This is a genomic window from Scytonema sp. HK-05, assembly GCF_963872035.1.
Taxonomy (GTDB): domain Bacteria; phylum Cyanobacteriota; class Cyanobacteriia; order Cyanobacteriales; family Nostocaceae; genus Kalymmatonema.
In genome coordinates this window covers 2,078-14,471 of sequence record NZ_CAWMYC010000036.1, presented here as the reverse complement: position 1 = coordinate 14,471, position 12,394 = coordinate 2,078, and the positions used below count along the sequence as shown (strand labels likewise).

General features: G+C 44.0%; 8 protein-coding genes and 1 rRNA gene (1 of these 9 only partly in view). 6 read left to right on the top strand and 3 right to left on the bottom strand.

Annotated features, from left to right (window positions below; translation table 11 throughout):
• From AACT52_RS06945 to AACT52_RS06930, 4 genes are all read left to right on the top strand, one after another.
• A 23S ribosomal RNA gene (locus AACT52_RS06945) occupies positions 1–506 on the top strand; its annotated part reaches 130 nt to the left of the window's first position; the annotation flags it as partial.
• Positions 507–1,160: 654 nt separating this feature from the next.
• Positions 1,161–2,849: a R3H domain-containing nucleic acid-binding protein gene (locus AACT52_RS06940; protein ID WP_073636387.1), complete on the top strand. Its 1,689-nt coding sequence runs from the start codon at positions 1,161–1,163 to the stop codon at positions 2,847–2,849.
• A gap of 685 nt (positions 2,850–3,534) precedes the next feature.
• Positions 3,535–3,744, top strand: coding sequence for a hypothetical protein (locus AACT52_RS06935; protein ID WP_073636386.1), 210 nt, complete (start codon positions 3,535–3,537; stop codon positions 3,742–3,744).
• A gap of 229 nt (positions 3,745–3,973) precedes the next feature.
• On the top strand, positions 3,974–6,934 hold the full coding sequence (locus AACT52_RS06930) for a hypothetical protein (RefSeq protein WP_073636385.1): 2,961 nt from the start codon (positions 3,974–3,976) through the stop codon (positions 6,932–6,934).
• A gap of 42 nt (positions 6,935–6,976) precedes the next feature.
• Here AACT52_RS06930 and AACT52_RS06925 read toward each other — a convergent pair whose 3' ends face one another.
• A complete protein-coding gene (locus tag AACT52_RS06925; RefSeq protein WP_073636384.1) occupies positions 6,977–7,321 on the bottom strand; it encodes a hypothetical protein in 345 nt (114 codons plus the stop codon).
• Between the two features lie 304 nt (positions 7,322–7,625).
• On the opposite strand from AACT52_RS06925, the gene AACT52_RS06920 reads away from it, so the two are divergent.
• Both AACT52_RS06920 and AACT52_RS06915 read left to right on the top strand, forming a co-directional pair.
• Positions 7,626–7,910, top strand: a complete 285-nt coding sequence (locus tag AACT52_RS06920; RefSeq protein WP_073636383.1) for a hypothetical protein — start codon at positions 7,626–7,628, stop codon at positions 7,908–7,910.
• Between the two features lie 18 nt (positions 7,911–7,928).
• Complete coding sequence (locus tag AACT52_RS06915; protein WP_073636382.1) at positions 7,929–8,234, top strand: hypothetical protein; 306 nt, start codon at positions 7,929–7,931, stop codon at positions 8,232–8,234.
• A gap of 176 nt (positions 8,235–8,410) precedes the next feature.
• Here the strand turns inward: AACT52_RS06915 and AACT52_RS06910 are convergent, their stop codons facing one another.
• Positions 8,411–8,977, bottom strand: coding sequence for a tyrosine-type recombinase/integrase (locus tag AACT52_RS06910; RefSeq protein WP_073636388.1), 567 nt, complete (start codon positions 8,975–8,977; stop codon positions 8,411–8,413).
• Between the two features lie 363 nt (positions 8,978–9,340).
• Entirely contained in the window at positions 9,341–10,864 is a 1,524-nt protein-coding gene (locus AACT52_RS06905) for a flavin monoamine oxidase family protein (RefSeq protein ID WP_073636381.1), read from the bottom strand.
• Positions 10,865–12,394 lie beyond the last annotated feature (1,530 nt).

Sequence of the window (12,394 nt, the reverse complement as noted above, 5' to 3'; positions counted from 1 at the left end):
CGACGGCACAGCGTGGAATGGCCGTCGCTCAACGGATAAAAGTTACTCTAGGGATAACAGGCTGATCTCCCCCAAGAGTCCACATCGACGGGGAGGTTTGGCACCTCGATGTCGGCTCATCGCAACCTGGGGCGGAAGTACGTCCCAAGGGTTGGGCTGTTCGCCCATTAAAGCGGTACGTGAGCTGGGTTCAGAACGTCGTGAGACAGTTCGGTCCATATCCGGTGCAGGCGTAAGAGTATTGAGAGGAGCCCTCCTTAGTACGAGAGGACCGGGAGGGACGCACCGCTGGTGTACCAGTTATCGTGCCAACGGTAAACGCTGGGTAGCCAAGTGCGGAGCGGATAACCGCTGAAAGCATCTAAGTGGGAAGCCCACCTCAAGATGAGTACTCTCACAGCAATAAGCTGGTAAGGTCACAGGAAGAACACCTGTTGATAGGCGGTCGGTGTAAGTGCAGTGATGTGCTCAGCCAACCCGTGCTAATAGACCGAGGGCTTGACCTCAATTTAATTTGGTGTAAGACAAGTTGCTGTGCAATCTTCAGGGTTTTGAATCAGTTATCAGTTAACAGTTATCAGTGAACAGGATGCCCGATAACTGGTAACTGGTCACTGGTAACTGACCACTGTTTTTCAGGCGTGCTAATAGCGCGGTGGAACCACTCTGACTCCCAGAACGTAAAGCTTCGCTACACTGAGCGCTGAGCGCACGCACTCGCGTTCGTGAACCCGTAGCGTCTCCGGAGGAGATACTCAGTTGTGAAACGAGAAAAGCGGCGATTTCCCGTTGGTGGGTAGCTGCCTGCGAAAATAGTTCAGTGCCGGGGTAAATATTTAATCAAGAAGCCTCCTTTCAGTTTTGAAAGGAGGCTCTTGCTTTATCTGCTTACAAAGCTTTAATTAGTGACATAATCCGCTTATAAAGTATTCGGTTTACCTACTCTTTTCTTGTTAGTAAATTGCTACAGTAAAGCTATATAACAACAAATATAAACCTCAAAATTTAATGCGTTGATAGTTCATAGAAAAGAATTAGCATTATTTGAATTCATAATGAGATTTAGTGCCTTCGCTACATTCATGCACTACCTAATTTTTGGTAATTCTTCTGAGCAAACCTAATCCAAACTCTATCAATAAAAAAATTATATACAACCCATGTTAATTACAGATGACCTCCAGAAATTACTGGATATTTTGCCACAAGAAATTCGCTCCAGTTTAGAACAACACCTACAACGGGACAATTTAGTTGAAGTTGTCATGGATTTGGGTCGCCGTCCAGAAGCCCGTTTTCCAGACAAAGCAGAATATTTATCCCAAACACCAATTACTCAACAACAACTTGACGATTGCATCCAAAGAGTAGGAACATTTGGCGGGGATAATCGCGCAGGCATTGAGCAAACTTTGCACCGCATCAGCGCTATCCGCAACCGCAATGGCAAGATTATCGGTTTGACCTGTCGCGTTGGTCGTGCTATTTACGGTACGATCGCTATGATTCGCGATTTGGTTGAAACTGGTCAATCGATTCTCATGCTAGGTCGCCCTGGGGTTGGTAAAACCACTGCGTTAAGAGAAATTGCTCGTGTTTTAGCAGATGAACTCAATAAACGCGTGGTCATCATCGACTCTTCCAACGAAATCGCAGGGGATGGCGATATTCCTCACCCCGCAATTGGTCGCGCCCGACGAATGCAAGTTGCGCGTCCCGAGTTGCAACATCAAGTCATGATTGAAGCTGTGGAAAACCATATGCCAGAAGTCATCGTGATTGATGAAATTGGCACAGAACTCGAAGCAATGGCTGCTCGTACCATTGCCGAACGTGGTGTACAGTTGGTAGGTACCGCCCACGGTAACGAAATTGAAAATTTAATCAAAAACCCCACCTTATCGGATTTAGTTGGTGGTATTCAATCCGTGACGCTAGGCGATGAAGAAGCAAGAAGGCGGCGCACCCAAAAGACGGTTTTGGAACGCAAAGCACCTCCCACATTTGAAATTGCGGTGGAGATGTTGGAACGCCAGCGTTGGGTTGTGCATGAAAGTGTCGCTGACACGGTAGATACTTTACTGCGGGGACATCAACCCAACCCGCAAGTTAGAACCATTAATGACTTGGGTCAGGTAACGATTACACGCGAGATACCCAGTTCCCAGCATCAGATGCAACTTAAGGAATCTGCATCACCTGACTTTACTAAACCATCACAGAAATGGCGTGGTTCTGGGCGGGTCATACCGTTTCGGGAAAAGCGAGACGATAGCAGGATTTTAGAAGAACCAGAGTACTCGCAACCACTCGCTGAATCTCATCAACCCAACCAGCCTATGAGCGAAGATTCACCGTTGCACGTATACCCCTATGGTGTTAGTCGTCACCAGTTAGAGGAGGTCATCCACCAGTTGAATTTGCCGGTGGTGCTGACAAGGGATATCAATGATGCAGAGGTGATTTTGGCTTTGCGTACGCACGTCAGAAAACACTCCAATTTCCGGCACATGGTGGCAGACCATCAAGTACCTGTTTACACCATTAAAGCTAACACTATCTCAGCAATTACCCGTGCTTTGCGGTCTTGCTTGCAGATGGACGAACCGGACACCACGGATGTAAATGCACTTTATAGCCGCAGCAGTGGTGATTCGGAGATTGATGCTTTAGAAGAAGCCAGAGTAGCCGTTGAGCAGGTTGTGATTAAGAGAGGTCAGCCAGTCGAATTGTTGCCACGTTCTGCGTCGGTTCGCAAAATGCAACATGAATTGGTTGAACGCTACCGTCTGAAGTCTCATAGCTTTGGGGAAGAACCACATCGGCGCTTGCGGATTTATCCAGCCTAACACAGGCGAGGTCATGAGCATTTTAATACGCTCGATTTTGGTGCAATAGCCCGTCATAGCTCTAATGCAATGAGTACAGTGTTGTGCCGCCGAAACTCACGCCCCTGCATACCCATTTTGGTTAGTCGGGACTTAAGTCCCGACTAGGACATTTATGTTGAGAAGATAACTGGGCTGAGCGAGGTAAATATCCGGCGTTGCGGCTTAAGTCCCAACTAACGATTGCACACATCTGCTTCTTACAATGGTGTTTCACGGCTGAGTATTTCTACTCGAGTCTCTCCGATGACACCATCACTTGAAGTTGATTTTTGATGCGCGGTTTTACTGGGGGGTGGTGCAAACCCTTTCCCCATATATAACCCGGTTTGCACCAACGTGATCGCTGAAACCCTTGCAAAAAGCCGATTTTTTGAAGACGTTTTACCCCCGCAAGTCGGGCTTTTTTTCAAAACTGCCACTTTGCGGGGGTAAATATTCTCGAAAATAATTGAGAATAGCGTCAATAATATTGAGAATATAATCAACAACCTCGGAGAAGTAACAATTGGGACACTGTTCAAACTAACCCATGTAGCAGTATGCTGTTGAAAACTGAAGATGCCCCCTAGAGAGATAGCTGGTAACTACCCCTCTAACAGGTCTTCCCCAAGTTGTGCTAACCAACATTGAGGCATAATTCATCATGTCACACAAACAATTGTGCTGCACAGTCGTTGCCGCAGTAGATGAGCAACTCCAGATAATGGCATTCCAAGATTTATCTGGCATCGTTTGCGATTTATCTGAACAACGTACAGATGCAAACTTCAACACAATTCAACGCTTAGCGCATTACTGCCGCTCTCACACACCAGAATTATTGGGTTTCCAGAGCGAGAACTTGAGTTATTAAAGCAAAGCGGATTGCGGCTACCTTAAGGTGCTGCTCGGATTACGCTGGTTTTTGGCTTGCGTTCTGTTGCGCCCTTATCCGTTTGTTGAGCTGCATCGCCTCTCCTCAGACCGACTCTAAAACTGTTGAGGACTTTGCAAAATAAGGAAATTCGCTTACTACAAAAATAAAAAAAAAAAATTCTCTACGTGTCGGTAGAGAATCCTTAAAACTTCAATTCAATACTAAAATGTTCAAACAATCAGCCAGCGATTACATATACCCGCAAACCATCGTAGAAAAGCCAATGGGCATGAATGTCTACTTGCCGATTGAGATAGATACAGAATACACCCATCCGCACTACGATATCAACAACCCAGAACTGTACAAATGTACTAACTTAACAGTACAGTGTCGCTCCATTGTCCACAACACAGGAATTATCTACTCACATCCTGATAGCGCCGCTATAAGCCGTCATAAGCTGTTCAAATATGGTTTTGTGGTCTTAGACTATCTGGAGGACTACTCTTATGATGTAAACCTTTCTAGACTGTCCTCCTGGGACACCGTTACACAACTACCCTGGTTGCAGATTGACATATATGCCTTTTTTGCAGTCGCCGAACTGCTGCGAGTCTTCCAAGGAGTTTACCGTGATGATGTTCTTACCTTAATCACAAACCCGACAAACTTCGGCATCTCACAAGGTAGAAGATTAAGAACTTACACACAAGCTGGCAATCAATTATTCAATTGGGTAGAGATGCCTTGGGTACTGACTCTAGATGGAGAATTCTACAAAGTCAGAATCGCTATCTACGATACCTGCGCTGTACATGGAATCGCCAGCTATGCAACTTTTTGCTCTAATAGCGGTATACAACTCAAGTACAAAGACAACTTCACAACTGCTGAAAAAGCAATTATGAATGTCATGTACACTAAAAGACCAGATGATTTTGACCCTTATGCATTAGGGGATTTATATAATTATCCTGCCTTATTAGGTAATATGGAGAACTTCTCTAAAATCTATGATGCATTAGGACTTACCAAATACTACACTCCACCACGCCTTACTATTGGTGCAACAGTCGCACGAATGATAGAAGCCGGAATTAAGAATTTATTCAATGCTTCTCCAGATGATAGAGATGTTATCAACACATTTTGCAAGTATGCTTCCTCTGATTGGTTAAAGCGCAAATCCACAACCACAGCTTGTCTTAACGCCAAAGTAGATGGTGGCAGATGCCGTAATAATAGACCGACTGATACCACTATTAAAGGTGTTATTTGTGATATTGATATATCTGGGTGTTACGGTGAAGGATTAAGAGTTCAAACTTATCCCTTGGGCATTCCCGTCATCATTGATTATCCCATTAAGAGTAAGTTGAATGATTACCAAACACTACGACAATTTCTCAAAAGATATGGTCATGAGTTAGTCCCAGGTTTATGGCAAGCGAGAGTATCTTGTAAAGATGGTCAACCATTGAAGTACAAACAGGACTACCTGGCGTCATGGTTTCCACCAAAAGATATTAGTCATATGCCGACTGATAGCGATTTTGCTGATACCGACCAATGGTGGAGCGTTGATAACATCGGTGAAATCAAAATCCTCACTAGTGAAGTTCACCATGCTATTATCACTCATGATTTTATCCAATGGTTGGAGAATGTCGCCAGTCCTAGGCAACGTAAAGAACTCCTGGATAATTTGATAGTTGAAACAGCAATGTTCTATCCAGCTAGCGAACGTCTAGACAGTATAGATTCACTTGTAGAAGCACATAAAAATCATCAGGGTAAGAACACTACTCTAGCCGCTAAATCTAAAGGTAAGACGCGGAAGATAGCCATTGAGTCGGAGTGCCATCGCTGGTACGGTATTAACCTTGGTGAACTGTTGGTTAATAAGTTACTCCTGGAGCGTAATAAATATCCGAAGAAAACACCTTTTAACGTATTATATAAAGACTGTATTAACACTGTCTATGGTGATATGGTATCACCATTCTTTACCGTTGGTAATGTCGTCGTCGGCAACAATATTACCGCCAGGGCTAGAGCATTAGCTTGGTGTATGGAGAAAGGTTTTCATGGATGGCAGAGTATCACCGATGGTTGTGCTTTTGATGTTAATAGAGTTTTATATCCTAAAGATGAACAGGTAATAACTGGAGAAACTGTTATTAATCTGTACGCTGACAATGCCTACCGTCGCCATACATTTGCACCGCTAACAGACAAACCACATTTATCTGTTACACATAATTATACCGAAGTTAATTTACGTGTTGTAGACGAAAAACCTGCTTTAAGTATCCGTTTCGGCGACGAGCTACAAGAACTGTCACCAGATGAGTCATTAAGCTGGATAAATAAGGTCGCAATGCAACATTTGCAGCGCTTGTTTCCTAACTTAGATATCTTACATCAAGTCACCTATGATGTAAAAGGTAATGAACGTCTCGGTCAATTTGAGTTTGAGGCAAAGGGGTTTTATGATAGTGCTACTTTTCACGGTTCTGCTAATTACTGTTTGAGCTTCAACGGCGTGCCGAAATTTGCCATGCGTAGTTACTCAAAACGTGGGCATAAGATGATAACTGGTGTTGAGGTGCTACAAGTAACAGATGAAGATGATAAGCCTTCTGAGATATTTTTATTGTCACTGCAATCACCAGCGCGAATAAACAGAGGACACGTTTACCTGAAAGAACGCATTCTTAAAGTTGGCGATTTTCGGCGCAATTACCGTGTATGGAAAGACTCGCCAGTTTATCCCGGTTGTACAGTTGAAACACCAGGATTATTGCATGAATTTAGCTTGTCTCAATTCACTTTTCAAACTTATGCTCAACTGTGTTCCTGGCGCAAGGAGTATGAGCGCTTGCTCAGGAATTATGGTCAAAGTTATGAGATGTTTTTCCTTAACTCGGACGGTACGCTCAACTATCAAATGATGGTAGAAACTGTTGACGCTGCTATTCGAGCTGGTAAAAAGGATTTCTTCGATGGTCTTGACAAACGCACTGCTCACGCGTACCGCCAGTATCTCAAGCACCCAGAGAGCGTTTGCCTTGAGAACGTGCGGCGACAGCTTAGTATCCGCTATCACGGTCATGACATGGTGACGAATCAACCTACCTCTGACTGGTATGACTCTTTAAACAGTGATGATACAAGCGATTGATAACCCGTATATTTATCTGTTACAGCTAATTAAGAGTGACGTTCAAGGGATTTCAATTATTTTTTCAATAACACTTTTAAGAATTTGCTGAGGTTTTTCTGGTAGTTTATCACACCATCTCGTCAAAATACTTCGCTTTTGCTCACCTGAGGAAGCACCATTAAAACCTAATGCACGAATGACACAATATTCACAAGCATTTCTGTCATTGTTTAATGCCGCTTTAACAGCACCTAACATACTCGCAGAATATATCTCGGACGGTTCAGTCCACCCATTTTCGACTAACATCTCACCCATTTTTTCAGATGAAAAACCATAATAATCGGGGTTTTTTAATATGTCTAGAATCGAAGGTTTTTTGTTTATTTCTTGCCATTCTTTCATAATGCTTCCTGTTGAAATCAAGTTGATTTTCCTAATCGGATAATAAGTTACTCAAGGAGCGTACCGCCAGTATCTCAAGCACCAAGAGAGCGCTTGCCTTGAGAGCGTGCGGCACAGTCGTTGCCGCAGTACCACGGTCATGACATGGTCGCGAATCCGCCGACATCTGACTGGTACGACTCTCTAAACAATCATGACACAAGCGATTGACCACTCATAATTATCTGTTACAGTTAATTATGAGTGATGAACAACCTTGTTTTTATCTGTTACACTTAATCTGAGTTATCTGTAACAGTTAATTATGAGTGATACTGATAAAGTTGTTAAACGTCGTGGAAGACCCTCTGGCATCCCGCGTTCTGGCAGATACGGTACGGGTGTTAAAACCAAGGTGGTTCGCGTGCCTGAAACCATAGCCGACAATATCGCTGATATCCTTGCCACATTTGAGCAAATTAAGGTGTTGGTTGATTCCTGGGATGAGCGCATTGAAACTGCCGCCAGCAAATCTTCTAAGGGCAAACCATCACCACGCTATGAGAAAGCTGTTGAGTTACTCAGTGAATTACGTAGCTATTTAGCGTAAAGCGAAGGAGACTATACGATGTCTAAAGATTTTGGTCTAACTAAGAAATCTAAAAATAGAGAAGGGTTAGCAGTGATTTTTTATGTTTGGAATGATGTTGTTTACGCTATGAATCATGGTGACTTAAATAATTTGATAGTCCCTGCAAGACTTGCCAATCAATATCAAAAATACTTTCACATAATAGAAGCTGCTATAGCCGATTTAGAAGACAAATCGAATGGTAGATGGGTTTATACAGGTTCTAAAGGTTGGGAAAGATTTGACTTCGCTCTAGAAGAAACGCTAGAGATAGCAAAATTTGATTCATCAATTGTTGTGTAGCTATTTGGGTAACAGTTGCGATATCTGTAGATGTTAGCGATATTCACCGTTTCCGATAAACCAAAAACCAAATCAACCAGCGAGTTGGCACTAGGTGACACTAACTCTTGCCATACGCCAAATTAGACATATTTATCTGAGTCGTGAATAACAATCGTGTGGTGTGTTTCTTCCGATTAATCCCATTGAAACGTCTTGTAGTTGGTTGTTTTCAACTTTGTGTACTTGGCAGTATTTTGTATATTTTTGTGTCCCAAATACGACTGAATTTCTAGCAAGTGAGCATCCTGGTTGACCAGATGATAGCCGCAAGCATGGCGTAACATATGGGGATGTACCTTGATTCCAAGTTTTGCAACTTTACCCGCTTCATTAACAATTCTCTGCACGGAATCAACGCTTAAGTTTTTACCCTGTTCACCAGCAAAAATGTAGTAGCTATTCGGGTAAATACGCTTCAATTCCCTGAGCGCTTCCACCTCATCCTTAAGCAGTGGATGTGTACCGCTATCCCCTCTCTTAGCCCGATTAATCATGATTTGAGCTTCTTTCCACAACACGGCATCCCATTTCAGGTCACAAGCCTCACTAGCTCTTAGACCATGCCGGAACATCATCAACACTAAGGTGCTATCCCTATGCTTATGTCTGCCACGGCAACCAGCACCGTGTATTAACTCGTTCACCTCATCTATAGTAAGATGCTCTCTCGACCTGTAAGACGTGTTTTTTCGCCTAACCATAAGTAACTCTCGGCTTTTCGTTCTTTTACCGAGGGTTTTGATACCCAAACCATTATCCTACGTTCCCTGCTACCCGACAGCAAAATTTTGACCGTTATCCAGTTTATGAAGTGGTAACTGTCACATTGATTTTTCTCACTACTTGTAGTAAAAAACTGCCAAAAAGAGAAAAACATATTTTCCCCCAAGTAGCGCCCAATCCACAGCGAAGCGGGGGAAAGCAACTTTATCATTAAAAAAGCCCGCTTATCGCGGGCGAAACAAAAAGGGATTTATTAGCTGAATTGAATATGGACTGTTAGTTGTTAAATTTTCTTGATGATTACCTCCGAACTGTAATAGTTAAGATGAACGTGGTTATAACTACCGAACTCCAACTGTGACCATTTGAGGATTTTTGTTCCAGGAGTTGGCTACGGGCACAGCAGTAGATTGTGCAACTGGCTTGTGCTTGAGGATATCGTAAACCGCTTCCAGTGCCGACTCAATGGAACCTTGTAACCATGCGGGGAAGCGAGAGCAATGTTCGCCAGCAAAGAACAAAGTGTTTTGGGCTCTTTGCGCTGAGAGGTAATTCTGAGATTTATCAGCGTCATTCCAGTGAATTGTGCATCCACCAGCACTCCACTTGTAGTTGCCCCAAGCAATGGATGCTTTGTCCACTATCACACCAGGTGCATTTAGTTCGGGGTGAATCTTGCTTACAGTGTTTTGGACGTAATCAAAGCGCTCAGACTCAGACATCATCCCCATGCGTTGAGCATCGTCACCGATGGTGTAGCTAGCCAACATCACGCTACCATGCTGCTTGTTGAACTTCACCGAGGGGTAGTATGTTTGACGCACACCTTCACCGCTGAAGGAAGCACCACCTTTGATACCATCCTTTTCCCAGAAAGCCTCGCGAGTGTGAAATGCCACCTTGGTACCGGGACAGTAAACAGTGTTGTGAATCGAATCAAGTTTATCATCATCAAAGCCGCTCAATTCCAACTTGCGTAATACACTGAAGGGAATGGTGCATAGTACATAATCGCAGTTTTTGGTGTGCAACTGTCCATTTTCCTTGTAGGTGATTTGGACAGAATCTTTTTGTACGCGCAGGGCGACGATTTCTTGGTTGCACTTGATAGAACCTTTGATTGAAGCTGCCAAACGTTGGATGAGTTGATCCATCCCACCTTTGAGTTGCAACAAGTCATGGCTGGTTTCTGTCATGATGTCGCCGAGGAAAATATCCAACCCTTGAGAACACTTTGCGCGGAAGCTTGGGTTTTGTGTCAGGAATGAGTGTAAGTCAATCGTTTCGCCGTCAGCGCTGAAGTAGGGGTTTAAATCTAAGCGCTCTAACTCATCCATTAAGTGAGAGTTCAAGTCGCGTTCAAAATCAGAACGGAGATTACCAGGAGCGATAGTATTAATAATAGTTTTGAGCCAAGCAGCAAACAGGCGAGTTCTTTCACTGTAGCGAGTGTCACTGAAGATACCACCTTCTGTTTGTTGCAATACACGGGGTGCGTCTTTCATCTGGAGCACTTGCCCGTTGATGTTCATCATTGCGTTGCTTTCCTCAAATACTGTCATAAACTTGCACAGTTTGTCAGAAAGTCCCATTTCATTTACGTAATGCAGTGTCATTTCATGGTCGCTTGGGATACGCATTGCTCCGAGTTCTGCGTAAGGTGCGTCTGAAGAGTTTCCGAAGCGGTGTGTCCATATCCGTCCACCGATGCGTGGGCTACCTTCCATAATTTCGACTTCATGTCCCAGGCGTTCGAGTTCATATGCTGCTACTAAACCTGCGATACCTGCGCCAAGAATTGTGATGCGTTTGCCTTTTTGAAAGTTTACCAGTTGGAATTGTTCAAGTAAAATTTTGGTGTCCATTGTTCCAGCTTCCCTTTTTCGTTTGTGTGGCGGCAGTCGTTTCAACCGCCTCTGTTACTTCATAAGGGGGACTAGAAATTTTTATGCACTTCTGAAATGCCAATATGACCGGGTAAGCGCCTGAGGTCTTCAGGGGTAAACTAAACAAAGCAGGCAGGTAAAGAAAAGTGGAGTGGTGAAGTACACAACGCGAAGTGCCTTTCTCTTAGGCGAAGGCACTTCGCGCTGTGTCTGGCTCAAAGCCAAGCTTTTTTTCAACCAGTTGTAGCGAAGCGGTGACTGAGCGCTGCGAGTTAATGTGTTGTTGTTCAAGATTGTTCTACAGCGCTCGGTCAACAACTGGTACCTTTTGACACTCCCCCCTGACTGCCGTAGCTGCGTACACTTATTCCTGCTTAATAAGATAAGAAGAAATGCTCCGAAAGCCGCAGAATTTCTAGACCTTCATAGTCAAAGTTGACTACACCCGTAGTCAAAGTTGACTACAGTCGTTTCAAATTGTGACGATAACTGTAATCTCGTATTGACTACGTAGCGAAGAGATAGTTTCTAACTATTGGGATAAAAGGAATGCAGTGACAACAAGCTTTTTGATGTGGGAGCGCAAGCTGACATCTGCCATTGGCTCCTGCAAAAATTCCAAAATTAAAATTTCATACCCACAATTGCAAAACCACACGCTATACTCGTTTAGTGCCTAAGAATTGCACCTAGACTCAATGTCTTGGCAGCAAACCGAACAGACAGGTTTGGTCCACTTCAATAAGAAGTAGTGCAACCATCCCTCTCAAAAGTACGGTTTCAACCCCCCCACACTCCCAGCGTTGTCACGCTATATTAGGGAAGTGTCAAAGGGAAAGCGCTAGACTTGATGTCTGGACAGCAAACCAGACAAAAAGATGTGTTTCATGCTCAAGTAAGAAGTAGTGCAACCATCCTGAAAAAGTACGGTTTCACCTCCACACACTCCCAATGTTGTCCAGTTACAATGAAAGAGTGTCAAGGGAAGTGACTCTGACACACCGAACCAAGAAAAGACAATAGTTTGAAAGCCAAAATTTGCATCCAATTCTCGTCAGAAATCATTTATTGATTGGGGCAGTAAAATTATGAGTCCCCAAGATATAAGTAAACAATTATAGGATTCCGGAATTGTAGAGACGTTATATATAACGTCTTGAAATTCGGAGCCAAACAAACTCATTCATTGAGAGTTTGATCCTGGCTCAGGATGAACGCTGGCGGTATGCTTAACACATGCAAGTCGAACGGGCTCTTCGGAGCTTAGTGGCGGACGGGTGAGTAACGCGTGAGAATCTGGCTTCAGGTTCGGGACAACAGTTGGAAACGGCTGCTAATACCGGATGTGCCCTTGGGTGAAACCGCCTTAAGATGAGCTCGCGTCTGATTAGCTAGTTGGTGTGGTAAGAGCGCACCAAGGCAACGATCAGTAGCTGGTCTGAGAGGACGACCAGCCACACTGGGACTGAGACACGGCCCAGACTCCTACGGGAGGCAGCAGTGGGGAAT